Raw genomic sequence first — 16,445 nt, 5'->3', positions numbered from 1 at the left:
CGCCCTTACCAGGGGTAACCCGTCGGTAAGTTACGTGCCAGTAACGATTGTTGAGAAGTGGAGGACTTCAGGAGGCGCGGTGGCTGTTGCGTGGATTCGCGGCGGCGGGAATCGGAGTCTGCGCCGCCTGGGTCACGTCGTCCACGAGTTCGACGACGTCCGGCCCGTACGCCTGCGAGTTGATCACCTTCAGCAGCAGCGCGAAGGAGCTGTTGCCGTACTTGCGGGCCAGTTTCTCGTGATTGCGGGCGAGGTAACGGGTGGTGGCCTGGTTGGTGATCGAGGTCTGGCCGCAGAAGAGGTAGACGGGCCGGGTGTTCTGGCTGCGCTGGGCGGTCAGCCGGGCGAGCAGCGCGTACTCCTCTTTGCCGTTGTCCACGCGGTAGCGCTCGGAGCCGATCTGGAACGATCCCCGGTCCGGCCCCGGTTCGGAGTCCATGTTCACCCGCACCCCGGGGAGCAGGGAGGACAGATGGGCCGCCATGCGGCGGTTGGAGGCAGGGCCGCCGACACAGAACTCCGTCCGCTCGCCGAAGCCCTGACGTGCCGTGTCGTGCGGCAATATCTGGGCGTGGGCGTTGCAGTCCTTGATCAGCGCGGCGAGTTCGAGGAGCGCGAACACGTCGTAGCGCATCACGGCGAATTCGGGCCCCCCGGCGCCCCGGTTCACCACCAGCAGCGATTCGGAGTTGTCGGGCAGCCCGAAGAAGGACTGCTTCCGGCGGAGCCTGCGCTTCCACAGATAGGTGCGGGCCACCCAGCCCAGCGCGGCGCTGATCCCCGCCGCGACCACACCCAGGACTATGTTGCGCACGTCGTCATTCATGGGCGCGCATGCTAGCGGGCGCCGACGCACCGGTGTTCTATGCGTGCCTGACGCGACCATGGCGATGAATTAAGCTGCGCGAACGGCCTTTGACTGGAGGTGCGGATGCGTCGCCCTGTCGCACGGAATCTGACGGTCCTGGCGGTTTCGGCCGCTGTAGTGATGTCGGTGGGGGCGTCGGCGCCACCCGCCGCGCAGACCACCGGCGGTGAGAAAACGCCCCTGGCCGTCGGTTACGGCGGCGCCGTCTCCAGCGTCGACCCGGACGCCTCGGCCGTCGGCATCGAGGTCCTGCGCAAGGGCGGCAACGCCGTCGACGCGGCCGTCGCCACAGCCGCCGCGCTCGGCGTCACCGAGCCCTACTCCGCCGGCATCGGCGGGGGCGGCTACTTCGTCTACTACGACGCCAAGTCCCGTACGGTGCGCACCATCGACGGCCGCGAGACCGCCCCGCTGTCCGCCGACAAGAACCTGTTCACCGAGAACGGCAAGCCCATCCCGTTCGCCGCCGCCGTCAGCAGCGGCCTGAGCGTCGGCACGCCCGGCACGCCCGCCACCTGGCAGACGGCGCTGGACCGGTGGGGAAGCAAGCGGCTCGCGAGTGTCCTGAAGCCGGCCGAGCGGCTGGCGCGCGACGGTTTCACGGTCGACGAGACCTTCCGTTCGCAGACGGCGTCCAACGAGACCCGCTTCCGCTACTTCCCGGACACCACCGAGCTGTTCCTGCCGGGCGGCCGGCTCCCCGTCGTCGGCTCCACCTTCAAGAACCCCGACCTCGCCCGTACCTACGCGGAGCTGGGACACAAGGGTGTCGGCGCGATCTACCGCGGCGGACTCGGCCAGGAGATCGTCGACACGGTCAACAAGCCGCCCGTCGACCCGGCCTCCGGCTGGAACGCCCGCCCCGGCGACCTGTCCGCGAAGGACCTGGCCGCCTACCGCACCAAGCTCCAGGCACCCGCCAGAACGTCGTACCGCGGCCTGGGCGTCTACTCCATGGCGCCCTCGTCCTCCGGCGGTACGACGGTCGGCGAGGCGCTCAACATCCTGGAGCGGACCGACCTGTCGAAGGCGAGCAAGGCGCGGTACCTGCACCGCTTCATCGAGGCGAGCCGGATCGCGTTCGCGGACCGGGGGCGGTGGGTGGGTGACCCTGCCTTCGAGGACGTGCCGACGAGGGAACTGCTGTCGCAGAGGTTCGCCGACTCGCGCGAGTGCCTCATCAAGGACGACGCGGTGCTCACGAGTCCGGTGGCGCCGGGCGATCCGCGCAACCCCGCGCGCTGTGGATCCGGCGGTAAGGCCGCTCCGACGACGTACGAGGGCGACAGCACCACGCACCTGACGGTGGCCGACAAGTGGGGGAACGTCGTCGCCTATACGCTCACCATCGAGCAGACGGGTGGCAGTGGGATCACCGTGCCGGGGCGGGGGTTCATCCTCAACAACGAGCTGACGGACTTCTCCTTCACGCCGGCGAACCCCGCCGTGCACGACCCGAACCTGCCCGGGCCCGGGAAGCGGCCCCGGTCGTCGATGTCGCCGACGATCGTGCTCGACCGGCATGACCGGCCCGTGGTGGCGCTGGGATCGCCGGGTGGGGCGACGATCATCACGACTGTTCTGCAGACGCTCACCGGGTTCGTCGACCGGGGGTTGCCGTTGGTCGATGCGATCGCCGCGCCTCGGGCGAGTCAGCGGAATGCCGCTCAGACCGAGCTGGAGCCCGGGCTGTATGACAACGCCGGGTTGCGGAAGGAGCTCGAGGCGATCGGGCATTCCTTCAAGGCGAACCCTGAGATCGGTGCCGCGACGGGTGTTCAGCGGCTGCCGGGTGGGAAGTGGCTGGCAGCCGCTGAGACGGTGCGGCGGGGTGGGGGATCGGCCATGGTGGTGCGGCCGGTTCGCTGACGGGTTTCGTCCGCGGGTGCGTGGGGGCTGGTCGTGCAGTTCCCCGCGCCCCTCAGGGCGCTGTCTGGAACGCGAGATGACCGTCCTCCACGTCCACCGTCACCTGTCCGTTTTCCTCCACCCTGCCGTCCAGCAGAAGTCGGGACAGTTCGTTGTCCACCTCGCGCTGGATCGTGCGGCGCAGTGGGCGGGCGCCGTACTCCGGCTGGTAGCCGTGGTCGGCCAGCCATTCCACCGCCCGGTCGGTGAAGGTCACCGTGATGCCCTTGTCGTGCACGAGGGAACGGGTGCGGTCCAGCAGGAGATTGGTGATCCTGCGCAGCTGTTCCGTGGTGAGCTGGCGGAAGACGACGATCTCGTCGATGCGGTTGAGGAACTCGGGGCGGAAGTGCTCGCGCAGCGGGCGCAGGATCTGCTCGCGCCTGGCCTCCTCGTCCGCGTCGGCGCCGCCTGACGCGAAGCCCAGCGTGGCGCCGCGGCGGGTGATCGCCTCGGAGCCGAGGTTGCTGGTCATCACGATGACGGTGTTGGTGAAGTCCACCGTGCGGCCCTGGGAGTCGGTCAGCCGGCCGTCGTCGAGGACCTGCAGCAGGATGTTGAAGACGTCCGGGTGCGCCTTCTCGACCTCGTCCAGCAGCAGGAGCGAGTACGGGTGGCGGCGGACGACCTCGGTGAGCTGGCCGGCCTCCTCGTGGCCGACGTAGCCGGGCGGGGCGCCGATCAGGCGGCTGACGGTGTGCCGCTCCTGGTACTCGCTCATGTCGAGGCGGACCATGCGGTCCTCACTGCCGAACAACGCCTCGGCGAGCGCCCGGGCCAGTTCGGTCTTGCCGACCCCGGTCGGGCCGAGGAAGAGGAAGCTGCCGATCGGCCGGTCCGGGCTGGCCAGGCCCGCTCGGGAGCGCAGCACCGCGTCGGAGACGACCCGTACGGCCTCGTCCTGGCCGACCACCCGCTGGTGCAGATGCTCTGCCAGGCCCAGCAGCCGGTCCTTCTCCTCCTGGGTGAGGCTGCTGACCGGGATGCCGGTCTGGCGGGACACCACCTCGGCGATAGACTCGGCCTCGACGACGAGGTCCTGGCCCTCGTCGATCTCGCTGTCGCCGCCGGCCTGGGCGATCCGCTGCTTCACATCCAGGATCCGGTCGCGCAACTGGGTGGCCTGCTCGTACTGCTCGTCCGCGACCGCCTGGTCCTTGTCCAGGGTCAGCTGCTCGAGCTCCCGCTCCAGGGCCCGTACGTCCGTGCCCTTGGTCCGGGCCCGCAGCCGAACCCGGGCACCGGCCTGGTCGATCAGGTCGATGGCCTTGTCCGGCAGGCGGCGGTCGGTGAGATAGCGGTCGGACAGCTCCACGGCCGCCACCAGCGCCTCGTCGGTGTAGCGGACCTGGTGGTGGGCCTCGTAGCGGTCCCGCAGGCCGCGCAGGATCTCGATCGCGTCCGCGGGGGTCGGCTCCGGGACCATGATCGGCTGGAAGCGGCGGGCCAGCGCCGCGTCCTTCTCGATCCGGCGGTACTCCTCCAGGGTGGTGGCGCCCACGATGTGCAGCTCGCCGCGGGCGAGGGCCGGCTTGAGGATGTTGCCGGCGTCCATCGAACTGCCGTCGCCGCCACCGGAACCGGCGCCCACGACCGTGTGCAGCTCGTCGATGAAGATGATCAACTGCTCGGAGTGGGCGCGGATCTCACTGACGATGTTGTTCATCCGCTCCTCGAAGTCACCCCGGTAGCGGGTGCCCGCGACCACGCCCGTCAGGTCCAGGGCGACCACGCGGCGCCCGCTCAGTATGTCGGGCACGTCCCCCTCGGAGATGCGCTGCGCCAGCCCCTCCACGATGGCGGTCTTGCCGACGCCCGCGTCACCGATCAGCACCGGGTTGTTCTTGCCGCGGCGGGAGAGGACCTCGACGGTCTGCTCGATCTCCTGGTCCCGGCCGATCACCGGGTCGATACGCCCCTGCCGGGCCAGTTCGGTGAGGTCGCGGCCGTACTTGTCCAGGGTCGGCGTGTTCGTCGGGCGCGGCCGCTCGGCCTGGGGGACCTCCGGCGCCTCGGGCGGGGTGGAAGGCGCGAAGCGGGCCGCGTTCAGGATGTGTCCGGCGGCCGAGTCGGGGTTCGATGCCAGGGCGCTGAGCACATGCTCCGGGCCGATGTAGCCGTAGCCGCGGGCCCGGGCCATGTCGTGCGCGTCCAACAGGGCCCGTTTGGCTGCCGGGGTGAGGGACAGCGCGGTCGGCGGCGGTGCGTCCTGAGGGCCGTGCTGGGCCGGGCCCGACCGGTCGTCGATCTCCGACGCCAGCGAGTCGGGATTGGCCCCGGCCTTGCTGAGCAGGGTCCGGGTGGGCTCGGTGGCGAGCGCCGCCCGCAGCAGATGCTCCGTGTCGAGGTCCCGGCTGCCGTGCTCGGCGGCGTACTGGGCGGCGCCGCGGACGAGCTCCCGGGCCGGCTGGCTGAGCAGCCGCCCGAGGTCGATCTGCCGGGGACCCGGACGCGGTCCGCCGAAGAAGCGTGCGAGGAATTCTCCGAAGGGGTCCGAGCCGTAGCCCTCCGGGCTGGTGAAGCCGCTGCTCATGGGCCTTCCGTTCCCGGCGTCCCCGGCGCCCGCGCGGGGGGACGCCCTCGCTGGTCGACGTGCCGGGGTCGGGTAACCCGGGTGGCAGCCGGTTACACCTGGGGCGCGCTCGTAGAACACCTTCGCACGATCGTCGGCAGCGGGCACCTTCGGGACATTTCCGGAGGGCTCGGGGTGGCCGGGGTGGCCGGGGTGGTTCAGCGCGCCGTCAGGATCCTCGGCCCGGAATCCGTGATCGCCACCGTGTGCTCCGCGTGGGCCGCGCGGGAGCCGTCGTTCGTCTTCAGGGTCCAGCCGTCGGGAGCCGCGTGGTAGTCGTCCGTACCGCCCCCGATGACCATGGGCTCGATCGCCAGCACCATGCCGTGCCGCAGACGCATGCCCCGTCCGGGCCGGCCCTCGTTCGGTACCCCGGGATCCTCGTGCATACGGCGGCCGATGCCGTGGCCGCCGAAGCCGTCCGGGATGCCGTAACCGGCGCCGCGGCACACCGTGCCGATCGCGTGGGCGATGTCGCCGATGCGGTTGCCCACGACGGCTGCCTCGATGCCCGCCGCGAGGGCCCGCTCGGCGGTCTCGACCAGGCGCAGATCGGCCTTGCGGGGGGTGCCGACGACGAAGCTGAGGGCCGAGTCGCCGACCCAGCCGCCCAGTTCGGCGCCGAAGTCCAGGGACACGAGGTCGCCGTCGCGCAGGCGGTAGGGGCCCGGGACGCCGTGCACGATCGCGTCGTTGACCGAGGCGCAGAGGACGGCGGGGAAGGGGGTCGGCGCGAAGGAGGGCCGGTACCCCAGGAAGGGCGAGGCCGCCCCCGCCTCGCGCAGCACGTCGTGCGCCACCTCGTTCAGTTCCAGCAGGGAGACGCCCACGTCGGCTGCCTTGTGTGCGGCCGTCAGGGCGCGGCCGACGACCTGGCCCGCTTCGTACATGGCGTCGATAGCTGTGTCGGTCTTGAGTTCCACCATGCCAATTACTATACCGGTATTAGAATGGGGGCATGGTACGCACCCCTCTCACCCCCGAAGAGCGCGAACGCGGCGAGCGGCTGGGCCGGTTGCTGCGTGAGGCGCGTGGCGACCGGAGCATGACGGAGATCGCCGCGAACGCGGGCATCTCCGCCGAGACCCTCCGGAAGATCGAGACCGGGCGGGCCCCCACCCCAGCCTTCTTCACGGTGGCCGCGCTGGCCGGCGTGCTCGGACTGTCCATGGACGAGGTGGCGGAGCGGTGCGTGCCTGCACCGGTCTGACGACCTGGCGCTGAGGCTCCCGCGTCGCGCGCGAAAACTCCCCGTAGCACTCCTGTAACACGACTGGTGTTGCCTACGGGGCGGAGCGCTCCGGTCAGGCGGGAGTTGAGCGATGGCAGCGGATCAACTCCCGGGCAGGGTCCGGGAGTTCGCACAATACCTGGACGGTCTGCTGGCGCGCCTTGACTCGTCCGAAGGCTGGTGCGCGGTGTTCTGGCAGCGCGACCCGGAGGGCATGCGGGCCTGCCTCGACGGGCATGAGATGCCGCCCTGGGACGTGGTGGAGGCGCTGCTGCAGGACCTCGCCGGGCAATACGGCCCCGGGGGCGCAAGCCCGGAGACGGAACGCGCCTGGTCCCTGCATGCCGCCGCGCTCACCGCCTACGATGCCCGGCCGGGCGGTCGCGACGCCCTCGGGGACCGGCTGGACGTCATGCTCCGTGAGCAGAGGTACGCCGCCGAGCGCCAGGCCGACCTGAGCCGCCTCCTGGCTTCCGCCGCCACCCGAGAGCAGGCCGACGCCCTCCGCATCGACCTCGCCTGGGCCCACGACGACCACGAACGCGCGAGGGCGCGCTGCGCGGAGCTGCGCGGGCGGATGGCCCACCTGGACCGCCGCGACCACGGCGCAGCCGCGTTTTTCGAGGGGCGGGGTGTCGCGGCCGGACCGGGGGGTGTCTCTGGTGCGAGGAGCGAGGGGGAGCCGGTGGACGCGCCGGGGGAGTTCGGCAGCGGGGCAGGGGCCGGGGCTGGGCGTGGTGGAGCGGCTTCGGGGCGACCCGAGGGTGTGCGTGATGGGGCCGCTTCGGGGCGTGCCGCGGGTGTGCGTGGTCAGGAGGCACCAGGGGTTGCCGGAGGTCTGCGTGGTGGGGAGGCGTCAGGGGCTGCCGCGGCGGTGTCCGGCGGTGGGGCGCCGACGGGTGCTCCGCACGGCGGCGCCGGCCCGAGCGGGCCGGCTGATGTGTTCGGCGGCGCGAGGGCGGCGGGCGCACCCGCGTTCGGGGCGGGTGCGGTCGCGGACGGATTCCGTGCGTCCGGCCGAGGTGCGCCCGCGGACGGATCCCGCGCGTCCGGCCGAGGTGCGGCCGAGGGTGGTGCCGGCGTGCTTGGTCGCGGCGGGGCCGCGGGTGGTGCCGGCGTATTTGGTGGCGGCGGGGCCGCGGGTGGTGTCGGCGTGTTTGGTGGCGGCGGTGTGGCCGATGGTGGTGTCGGCGTGATTGGCGACGGTGCGGCCGATGATGGTGCCGGCGCGTTCGGTGACGGTGCGGCCGAGGGCGGTGTCCGCGCCCACGGTGGCGATGCGGTCGACGGCGGTGTCCGTGCGTACGGCGACGGAAGGCCTGCGGCCGGGGCGTCTCCCCGGGCTCAGCGTGCCCCTGGCGGCCCCTCCGCCCCCGGGACGCCCGCCGAGCCGTGGCACCCTGCCCAGCAGCGGCCCGCGTCCGGCACCGTCGGTGGCGCCGGCCGGCACGACACCCGGCATGCGGCCGCCGGCCCGGATCCGGAGCGCGACGCCCACGAGCATCCGGCGGGCCGGGCCGTTCCCCCGGAGGCCGGCGGCACCCCCACCCCGTTTCCGGCCCCCGAGCCCCCGGCACCCCGACAGCCCACACCCAAGCAGCGCAAACGCCGTCGGGGCAGTGCCCGCTTCGCCGGGATGGACGAGGAGGAGGCCGCGCCCGTCGCCGTGCCGCCGGCGGCCGTGCCGACGCTCCCCGACCCCGCCCCTGTCACCGGCCGCACCCGGCGCGGCGCCCGTTTCGCCGGGGCCGCCGAGGAAGCCGCGGTCCAGCACGTGGAGCCGCGGGGCGAGGCAGGCGGCGCGACGGACCGGACGGAGGTCGCGCGGACCGTCGAGGCGCTGGCGCGGCTGCGTGCCGAGGGGCGCAGCGGGGAGGCCCACGCGCTGCTGGTCGAGCTCACCTCCTCGGCCCCCGCCCGGTTCCCGCTGCTCGCGGGCGAGCTGGAGCGGGCCGGGCTGGGCGCGGACTGGCAGACCCTGCTGTGGGAGGCCGCCTCGCTGCCCGCGGGGCGGCTGGTCGCCGCGGCGGACGCGCTGGGCGCTGCCGGGCGCGTGGGGGACGGGCAGCAGATCCTGCGGCAGGGTGTCGCCCGGCCTCCGACCGAGGTCGGCGAGGCCGTCCTCTCCCTGGTCGCCGAGGGGCGTCACCGCGAGGTGCGCGCGCTGCTCGACGCGTACGTGAGAGCCCGCACCCCTGAGGAGGCCGCCCGCAGCGCCGAGCCCGATCCGGGGCGCCTCGTACCGCTCCTGCTGGAGGCCGCCCAGGGCGTGTCGGACGAGCGCCGCTGGGATCTCGTGCACGCGCTCCGGGTCGCCGGATTCCCCGCCTGACCGGCGCTGCCGTGCCGCGGGCGACTCACCCACAGGAGTGCGAATCGCGCTCTGCCCCGCGGGTTGGCGACGATGGTCTTGGCAAGCCCGGGCCGGAGGCTTACGTTCGTGGCTCTACGGCCCGCTTCTACGGGCGTAGAGACGCAGACGTCGCGTCGAAGGAGCAGCTCATGGCCAACGTCGTACGTGCCGCTCTGGTCCAGGCCACCTGGACCGGCGACACCGAGTCCATGGTGGCGAAACACGAGGAGCACGCCCGCGAGGCGGCTCGCCGGGGCGCGAAGATCATCGGCTTCCAGGAAGTCTTCAACAGCCCCTACTTCTGTCAGGTCCAGGATGCCGAGCACTACCGCTGGGCCGAGCCCGTCCCGGACGGTCCGACGGTGCAGCGTATGCAGGCGCTCGCGCGCGAGACCGGCATGGTGATCGTCGTGCCGGTGTTCGAGGTCGAGCAGTCCGGCTTCTACTACAACACCGCGGCCGTGATCGACTCCGACGGCAGCTACCTCGGCAAGTACCGCAAGCACCACATCCCGCAGGTCAAGGGCTTCTGGGAGAAGTACTACTTCAAACCCGGCAACCTCGGCTGGCCCGTCTTCGACACCGCCGTCGGCAAGGTCGGCGTCTACATCTGCTACGACCGCCACTTCCCGGAGGGCTGGCGCGAACTCGGCCTGAAGGGCGCCGAGCTGGTCTACAACCCCTCCGCCACCCACCGGGGCCTGTCGTCCCACCTGTGGCGGCTGGAGCAGCCCGCCGCGGCCGTCGCCAACGAGTACTTCGTCGCCGCGATCAACCGCGTCGGCCAGGAGGAGTACGGGGACAACGACTTCTACGGGACGTCGTACTTCGTCGACCCGCGCGGACAGTTCGTCGGCGATGTCGCCAGCGACAGCAAGGAGGAACTCGTCATCCGTGACCTGGACCTCGGCCTCGTCGAGGAGGTGCGGCAGCAGTGGGCCTTCTACCGCGACCGCCGCCCCGACGCCTACGAAGGGCTGGTGCAGCCGTGACCGACGACCTCCTGGGCCGCCACCGCAGCGTGCTCCCCGACTGGCTCGCCCTCTACTACGAGGACCCCATCGAGATCACCCACGGCGAGGGCCGCCACGTCTGGGACGCCCACGGCAACCGGTACCTCGACTTCTTCGGCGGCATCCTCACCACGATGACCGCCCACGCGCTGCCCGAGATCGCCAAGGCGGTGAGCGAGCAGGCCGGGCGGATCATCCACTCCTCGACCCTGTACCTCAACCGGCCGATGGTCGAACTCGCCGAGCGCATCGCCCAGTTGAGCGGCATCCCGGACGCGCGGGTCTTCTTCACCACTTCGGGCACCGAGGCCAACGACACCGCCCTGCTGCTGGCCACGACGTACCGGCGCAGCAACACGGTCCTGGCGATGCGCAACAGCTACCACGGCCGCTCCTTCAGCTCGGTCGGCATCACCGGCAACCGGGGCTGGTCCCCGACCTCGCTGTCCCCGCTGCAGACGCTGTACGTCCACGGCGGCGTGCGCACCCGCGGCCCCTACGCCGCCCTGAGCGACGCGGACTTCATCGCCGCCTGCGTCGAGGACCTGCGGGACCTGCTCGGCCACACGCGCGCGCCTGCCGCGCTGATCGCCGAACCCATCCAGGGCGTCGGCGGCTTCACCGCACCGCCGGACGGTCTGTACGCGGCGTTCCGTGAGGTGCTCGACGAGCACGGCATCCTGTGGATCGCCGACGAGGTGCAGACCGGCTGGGGCCGCACCGGCGAACACTTCTGGGGCTGGCAGGCGCACGGGCGCAACGGGCCGCCGGACCTCATGACCTTCGCCAAGGGCATCGGCAACGGCATGTCCATCGGCGGTGTCGTCGCCCGCTCCGAGATCATGAACTGCCTGGACTCCAACAGCATCTCCACGTTCGGCGGCACCCAGATCACCATGGCGGCGGGCCTCGCCAACCTCAACTACCTGGTGGAACACGACCTCCAGGGCAACTCGCGGCGCGTCGGCGGGCTGCTCATCGAGCGGCTGCGATCCGCCGCCGCGCAGGTGCCGGCCGTACGGGAGGTGCGCGGGCGCGGGCTGATGATCGGCATCGAGGTGACCAAGCCCGGGACCGACGAGGCCGACCATCAGGCCGCCACCGCCGTCCTGGAGGCGGCTCGCGAGGGCGGGTTGCTGCTCGGCAAGGGCGGCGGCCACAACACCAGCTGCCTGCGCGTCGCCCCGCCGCTGTCCCTCAACGTCGCGGAGGCCGAGGAAGGCGCCGAGATCCTCGAGAACGCTCTGAGGAGCATCCAGTAGCAGTGCACTGAGGCAAGGGAAGTCCGCCATGGCCACCACCCTGGACACCTGGGAACCCGCTCTGTCGGTCCGGCAGGTCCTCACCCTGGAGCGGGTGCTCGCCGGGGAGCCCGAGGTGGTGGCCGGTGCGAACCACCTGGACCGGCAGGTGCGCTGGGTGCACGTCGCCGAGGCCGCCGACGTCGGAGTGATGCTCAGCGGCGGCGAGATGGTCCTCACCACCGGCGTGCTGCTCGCCGGTGACGAGGACAAGCAGGCGGAGTACGTCCGTTCGCTGCACCGCGCGGAGGCCGCAGCCGTCGTCCTCGGACTCGGCCGCGCCTTCCCGGCCGCCCCGGACGTGATGCGCCGGGCGGCCGAGCGGTGCGGGCTGCCGATGGTCGTCCTGCACCGGCCCTTCCCCTTCGCCGAGCTGACCGAGGAGGTCCAGTCACGGCTCGTGCGGCGCAAGTTCGCCGCCGTCAGCCTCTCGGAGGCGGTCCGCACCGAACTCACCGCCCTCATCACCGCGGGAGCCCCGCTGCAACGCCTGCTCGACGAGGTCGCCCGGCACAGCGCCTGCCCGGTCGTCGTCACCAACCTCGCGCATCGCGTCCTCGGCACGGCGGGGGAGCGGCCGGCGGTGGACGACGTCCTGCGCGACTGGGAACGCATCGCCCGCCAGGCATGGGGGCACCACCCAGGCCGTTCAGGCACTGGGGGAGGCACCGAGGGCGACGGCTGGATCCGTGCCGAACTGGGCGGACGCGGGGAGCGCTGGGGCCGCATCGTGCTGTGCGGCTACCGCGGCGACACCGCCACCGGGCGGCTGCTGGCCGACCGCGCCGCCGAGGCCCTCGTCCTGCACCGCATGCTCGGCGGAACCGCCGCGTGTTCCTGGGAGGAGCAGTCCGCGCAGAGCCTGCTGACCGACCTGGTCAGCGGCGTCGTACCGGCCCGGCAGCTGCTGCCCAGGGCGCGTGCGGCCGGCCTGCCGGTCAACCGGCGGACCTTCGTGCCGCTGGTCGTCCGCGACGGCGACATCGGCCGGCTCGACCGGCTGCTGCGGCTGCTGGGCCTGCCCGGGCTGGTCGCCGAACTGGCCGTCGGCGCCACCGCCGTACTCCTCAGCCTCGCCCGCGACCAGGACGCCGGTGCCCTCGCCGCGCACTTCGCGACCCGGCTGCGGACCGAGTCCGGAGCGGCCCGCACGATCGTCGCCGCGGCCGACCCCCGGGTCGCCTGGGACGACGTACCCGCGGGACTGCGCGAGGCCCAGCACGTGGCGGACGCGGTCGCCGACTCCGCGGCGGCCCTCGACATCCCACCGGTCGTCCGCCTGAAGGACGTCCACCTGCGCGGTCTGATCCGTCTCCTGCGCGACGATCCGCAGGTGCAGTCCTTCGCGGAGCGGGAGCTGGACGGGCTGCTGTGCGAGACCGACGAGGACCTGCTGTCCGTCCTGCGCACCTACCTCGCCACCGGCCGCAACAAGTCCCGCACGGCCCAGCTCCACCACGTCTCCCGGCCGGCCCTCTACCGCCGCCTGGAGGCCATACAGGTCCGCCTCGGGGTGGACCTCGACGACTTCGAGCAGGCCGCCTCGGTACACATCGCACTCCTCGCGCACGACGCGCAACAGCAGTGAAACACGTGACCACCTGGGAAAACGGCGGTGAAACATGGACCCACGGCAGGGTGACACGGTGGCACGCCGCACGCCCTCAGACGTGACACGGTGCAACTCAAAGACTCTTTCGCGACTTCCTAGGCTCACGGCACACCGAGCGACCGGAGGTCCCGATGAGCAGAGTGATCCGTGCCGCCGTCTTCCAGACCGCCTGGACGGGCGACAAGGAGTCGATGATCCAGGTCCACGAGCAGGCGGCCCGCGACGCGGCCGCGCAGGGTGCCCAAGTCCTGTGTTTCCAGGAGCTGTTCTACGGACCGTACTTCTGCCAGGTCCAGGACCCGGCCTTCTACGAGTACGCCGAGCAGATCCCCGAGGGCCCCATCGTCCGGCGCTTCCAGGCACTCGCGAAGGAACTGGGCATCGTCCTGGTGCTGCCCATGTACGAGGAGGAGCAGCCCGGCGTCCTCTACAACACCGCCGCCGTGATCGACGCGGACGGCTCCTACCTCGGCAAGTACCGCAAGACCCACATCCCCCAGGTGCGCGGCTTCTGGGAGAAGTTCTACTTCCGCCCCGGCAACTCCGGCTGGCCCGTCTTCGAGACCGCCGTGGGCAAGGTCGGCGTCTACATCTGCTACGACCGCCACTTCCCGGAGGGCTGGCGCGCACTCGGCCTCGCGGGCGCCGAGATCGTCTTCAACCCCTCGGCCACCTCGCGCGGCCTGTCGGCCTACCTGTGGCAGCTGGAACAGCCGGCGGCGGCCGTCGCCAACGAGTACTTCATCGGCGCGATCAACCGGGTGGGCGTCGAGGAGTACGGCGACAACGACTTCTACGGGACGTCGTACTTCGTGGACCCGGAGGCCCAGTTCGTCGGCGAGGTGGCGAGCGACAAGGAGCCCGAACTGGTCGTCCGCGACCTCGACATGGCCAAACTCCGAGAGGTCCGCGACCGCTGGCAGTTCTACAGGGACCGGGCGCCGGGGGCGTACGGGCCACTGACAGCACCTTGAGACGTCCGTGGGGGACGTGCCCTCAGGGGCGCGGGGCTGTATCGGATTTGCGGCTACCGCCGCGTGGGCGCGACCAGCCACACACAACCCGCACCAACCCACAGCGAGGAGCGACCACGACATGAGCAGCCGCACAGTCATCCGCGGTGGCCTGGTCATCACCGCCTCAGACGAACTGCACGCCGACGTCCTGATCGAGGACGGCCGCATCGCCGCCCTCGCGGCCGCGGGGACACCCGCCGCCGAAACCTTCACAGCGGACCGCACGATCGACGCCACCGGAAGGTACGTCATCCCCGGCGGCGTCGACGCCCACACCCACATGGAGCTGCCCTTCGGCGGCACCTTCGCCTCCGACACCTTCGAGACCGGCACCCGCGCCGCCGCCTGGGGCGGCACGACGACGATCATCGACTTCGCCGTGCAGAGCGTCGGGCACAGCCTGCGCGAGGGCCTGGACGCCTGGCACGCCAAGGCCGACGGCAACTGCGCCATCGACTACGGCTTCCACATGATCGTCTCCGACGTCAACGAACACACGCTCAAGGAGATGGACCACCTGGTGGAGGAGGGCGTCACCTCCTTCAAGCAGTTCATGGCCTACCCGGGCGTCTTCTACAGCGACGACGGCCAGATCCTGCGCGCCATGCAGCGCTCCGCCGACAACGGCGGCCTGATCATGATGCACGCCGAGAACGGCATCGCGATCGACGTGCTGGTCGAACAGGCGCTGGCCCGCGGCGAGACCGACCCGCGCTACCACGGCGAGGTGCGCAAGGCCCTGCTGGAGGCCGAGGCCACCCACCGTGCCATCAAGCTCGCGCAGGTGGCCGGTGCGCCCCTGTACGTCGTGCACGTCTCGGCGACGGAAGCGGTCGCCGAGCTGGCCCGGGCCCGCGACGAGGGGCTGAACGTCTTCGGCGAGACGTGCCCGCAGTACCTGTTCCTGTCCACCGACAACCTCGCCGAGCCGGACTTCGAGGGCGCCAAGTACGTGTGCAGCACACCGCTCAGGCCCCGGGAGCACCAGGCCGCGCTGTGGCGGGGCCTGCGCACGAACGACCTCCAGGTCGTCTCCACCGACCACTGCCCCTTCTGCTTCGTGGGGCAGAAGGAACTCGGCCGCGGCGACTTCTCCAAGATCCCCAACGGCCTCCCGGGCGTCGAGAACCGTATGGACCTGCTCCACCAGGCGGTCCTCGACGGGCACATCTCCCGCCGCCGCTGGATCGAGATCGCCTGCGCCTCACCGGCCCGGATGTTCGGCCTGTACCCGAAGAAGGGCACCATCGCGCCGGGCGCCGACGCCGACGTCGTGATCTACGACCCGCACGCCGAGCAGGTCATGTCGGCCGAGACGCACCACATGAACGTCGACTACTCGGCGTACGAGGGCAAACGCACCACCGGCCGGGTCGAGACGGTCCTCTCGCGCGGCGAACTCGTCATCACCGAGCGGGAGTACACCGGACACGCCGGGCACGGCGTCTTCACCCCGCGTTCCACCTGTCAGTACCTCAACTAGGAGTGGTGCGGATGGACTTCGGACTCGTCCTGCAGACCGACCCGCCGGCCTCGCGGGTGATCAGCCTGATGAAACGCGCGGAACGGAACGGCTTCTCGTACGGCTGGACCTTCGACTCCGCCGTGCTGTGGCAGGAACCGTTCGTGATCTACAGCCAGATCCTGGCCAACACGACCAGACTGAAGGTCGGGCCGATGGTGACCAACCCGGGCACCCGTACCTGGGAGGTCACCGCCTCCACCTTCGCCACCCTCAACGACATGTACGGCAACCGCACGGTCTGCGGCATCGGCCGCGGCGACTCCGCGATGCGCGTCGCCGGTCGCAAGCCCAACACCCTGGCCCGGATCAGCGAGGCCATGAAGGTCATCCGGGAGCTCGGCAGCGGCCGGGAGGCCGACCTCGGCGGCACCTCCGTCCGGTTCCCGTGGATCGGTGAGGGCGCCGAACTGCCCGTGTGGATGGCCGCGTACGGCCCCAAGGCCCTGAAGATGGCCGGGGAGGAGGCGGACGGGTTCATCCTCCAGCTGGCCGACCTGTATCTGACCGAGTCCATGGTCAAGGCCGTGAAGGACGCGGCCGTCGCCGCCGGCCGGGACCCCGCCGAGGTGACCATCTGCGTGGCCGCCCCGGCCTATGTCACCGAGGATGACTCACCCGAGGCGCTCGCCCACGCGCGTGAGCAGTGCCGGTGGTTCGGCGGCATGGTCGGCAACCACGTCGCCGACCTGGTCTCCAAGTACGGCGAGCACTCCGCCCAGGTGCCCGACGAACTCACCGACTACATCAAGGCCCGCGAGGGCTACGACTACTCCCACCACGGGCGCAGCGGGAACCCCGACACCCAGTTCGTGCCCGACGAGATCGTCGACCGGTTCTGCCTGATCGGCCCGGTCGAGCGGCACATCGAGAAGCTCAACGCGCTGCGCGAGCTCGGCGTGGACCAGTTCGCCGTCTACGACATGCACGACGCGCAGGAGGCCGTGATCGACGCGTACGGGACGCGGGTCATCCCGGCTGTCGTCGGCTGACGTACCCGCCCGGCACCACCTCCCCTCGAACTCCCCCTTCCCGGCGGCCCGGGAAGG

The 16,445-nt window shown here is 71.4% G+C and carries 13 protein-coding genes; 9 read left to right on the top strand and 4 right to left on the bottom strand.

Going from position 1 to position 16,445, the window contains the following annotated elements; all coding sequences use genetic code 11:
- Positions 1 to 67: 67 nt before the first annotated feature.
- On the bottom strand, positions 68 to 826 hold the full coding sequence (locus OG542_RS07240) for a hypothetical protein (protein WP_328409222.1): 759 nt from the start codon (positions 824 to 826) through the stop codon (positions 68 to 70).
- Positions 827 to 931: 105 nt separating this feature from the next.
- Between OG542_RS07240 and ggt the strand changes: the two genes are divergently transcribed.
- Positions 932 to 2,737 (top strand): gamma-glutamyltransferase, encoded by a 1,806-nt coding sequence (gene ggt / locus OG542_RS07235; RefSeq protein ID WP_328409220.1) that lies wholly within the window; start codon positions 932 to 934, stop codon positions 2,735 to 2,737.
- A gap of 52 nt (positions 2,738 to 2,789) precedes the next feature.
- Here ggt and OG542_RS07230 read toward each other — a convergent pair whose 3' ends face one another.
- Together OG542_RS07230 and map are read right to left on the bottom strand one after the other, a co-directional pair.
- Positions 2,790 to 5,309: an ATP-dependent Clp protease ATP-binding subunit gene (locus OG542_RS07230; protein ID WP_328409218.1), complete on the bottom strand. Its 2,520-nt coding sequence runs from the start codon at positions 5,307 to 5,309 to the stop codon at positions 2,790 to 2,792.
- Positions 5,310 to 5,506: 197 nt separating this feature from the next.
- Positions 5,507 to 6,274 (bottom strand): type I methionyl aminopeptidase, encoded by a 768-nt coding sequence (gene map / locus OG542_RS07225; RefSeq protein WP_328409217.1) that lies wholly within the window; start codon positions 6,272 to 6,274, stop codon positions 5,507 to 5,509.
- Positions 6,275 to 6,306: 32 nt separating this feature from the next.
- Here map and OG542_RS07220 point away from each other — a divergent pair, with 32 nt between their 5' ends.
- Positions 6,307 to 6,558 (top strand): helix-turn-helix domain-containing protein, encoded by a 252-nt coding sequence (locus tag OG542_RS07220; RefSeq protein ID WP_189726286.1) that lies wholly within the window; start codon positions 6,307 to 6,309, stop codon positions 6,556 to 6,558.
- An 877-nt stretch (positions 6,559 to 7,435) separates the two neighbouring features.
- Here the strand turns inward: OG542_RS07220 and OG542_RS40685 are convergent.
- Positions 7,436 to 8,077: a hypothetical protein gene (locus OG542_RS40685; protein WP_408057730.1), complete on the bottom strand. Its 642-nt coding sequence runs from the start codon at positions 8,075 to 8,077 to the stop codon at positions 7,436 to 7,438.
- 138 nt (positions 8,078 to 8,215) lie between these two features.
- Between OG542_RS40685 and OG542_RS40680 the strand changes: the two genes are divergently transcribed.
- The 7 genes from OG542_RS40680 (at position 8,216) to OG542_RS07185 (ending at position 16,388) form a co-directional block, all read left to right on the top strand.
- Positions 8,216 to 8,911 carry a hypothetical protein gene (locus OG542_RS40680; RefSeq protein WP_408057729.1) on the top strand — a complete coding sequence of 232 codons (696 nt, stop codon included), beginning with the start codon at positions 8,216 to 8,218 and terminating at the stop codon, positions 8,909 to 8,911.
- Positions 8,912 to 9,081: 170 nt separating this feature from the next.
- Entirely contained in the window at positions 9,082 to 9,924 is an 843-nt protein-coding gene (locus OG542_RS07210; protein ID WP_261684067.1) for a nitrilase-related carbon-nitrogen hydrolase, read from the top strand.
- On the top strand, positions 9,921 to 11,207 hold the full coding sequence (locus tag OG542_RS07205) for an aspartate aminotransferase family protein (protein WP_328409213.1): 1,287 nt from the start codon (positions 9,921 to 9,923) through the stop codon (positions 11,205 to 11,207). Before OG542_RS07210 ends, OG542_RS07205 begins: the two co-directional genes overlap by 4 nt.
- A 28-nt stretch (positions 11,208 to 11,235) precedes the next feature.
- Positions 11,236 to 12,834: a PucR family transcriptional regulator gene (locus tag OG542_RS07200; protein WP_328409211.1), complete on the top strand. Its 1,599-nt coding sequence runs from the start codon at positions 11,236 to 11,238 to the stop codon at positions 12,832 to 12,834.
- A 155-nt stretch (positions 12,835 to 12,989) separates the two neighbouring features.
- Entirely contained in the window at positions 12,990 to 13,832 is an 843-nt protein-coding gene (locus OG542_RS07195) for a nitrilase-related carbon-nitrogen hydrolase (RefSeq protein WP_328409209.1), read from the top strand.
- Between the two features lie 121 nt (positions 13,833 to 13,953).
- Positions 13,954 to 15,357: a dihydropyrimidinase gene (gene hydA, locus OG542_RS07190; protein ID WP_328409207.1), complete on the top strand. Its 1,404-nt coding sequence runs from the start codon at positions 13,954 to 13,956 to the stop codon at positions 15,355 to 15,357.
- 11 nt (positions 15,358 to 15,368) lie between these two features.
- A complete protein-coding gene (locus tag OG542_RS07185) occupies positions 15,369 to 16,388 on the top strand; it encodes a TIGR03842 family LLM class F420-dependent oxidoreductase (protein WP_328409205.1) in 1,020 nt (339 codons plus the stop codon).
- Positions 16,389 to 16,445 lie beyond the last annotated feature (57 nt).

The sequence above is a fragment of the Streptomyces violaceus genome, from assembly GCF_036014075.1.
GTDB lineage: Bacteria > Actinomycetota > Actinomycetes > Streptomycetales > Streptomycetaceae > Streptomyces > Streptomyces violaceus.
The sequence above is the reverse complement of the archived record's forward strand: the minus strand, read 5'-3'. Positions and strand labels throughout refer to the sequence as shown.

Coding starts and splice junctions, on each gene's coding strand:
- OG542_RS07240 (WP_328409222.1), bottom strand. CDS start 826: ATGAATGACGACGTGCGCAACATAGTCCTGGGTGTGGTCGCGGCGGGG.
- ggt (WP_328409220.1), top strand. CDS start 932: ATGCGTCGCCCTGTCGCACGGAATCTGACGGTCCTGGCGGTTTCGGCC.
- OG542_RS07230 (WP_328409218.1), bottom strand. CDS start 5,309: ATGAGCAGCGGCTTCACCAGCCCGGAGGGCTACGGCTCGGACCCCTTC.
- map (WP_328409217.1), bottom strand. CDS start 6,274: ATGGTGGAACTCAAGACCGACACAGCTATCGACGCCATGTACGAAGCG.
- OG542_RS07220 (WP_189726286.1), top strand. CDS start 6,307: ATGGTACGCACCCCTCTCACCCCCGAAGAGCGCGAACGCGGCGAGCGG.
- OG542_RS40680 (WP_408057729.1), top strand. CDS start 8,216: ATGGACGAGGAGGAGGCCGCGCCCGTCGCCGTGCCGCCGGCGGCCGTG.
- OG542_RS07210 (WP_261684067.1), top strand. CDS start 9,082: ATGGCCAACGTCGTACGTGCCGCTCTGGTCCAGGCCACCTGGACCGGC.
- OG542_RS07200 (WP_328409211.1), top strand. CDS start 11,236: ATGGCCACCACCCTGGACACCTGGGAACCCGCTCTGTCGGTCCGGCAG.
- OG542_RS07195 (WP_328409209.1), top strand. CDS start 12,990: ATGAGCAGAGTGATCCGTGCCGCCGTCTTCCAGACCGCCTGGACGGGC.
- hydA (WP_328409207.1), top strand. CDS start 13,954: ATGAGCAGCCGCACAGTCATCCGCGGTGGCCTGGTCATCACCGCCTCA.
- OG542_RS07185 (WP_328409205.1), top strand. CDS start 15,369: ATGGACTTCGGACTCGTCCTGCAGACCGACCCGCCGGCCTCGCGGGTG.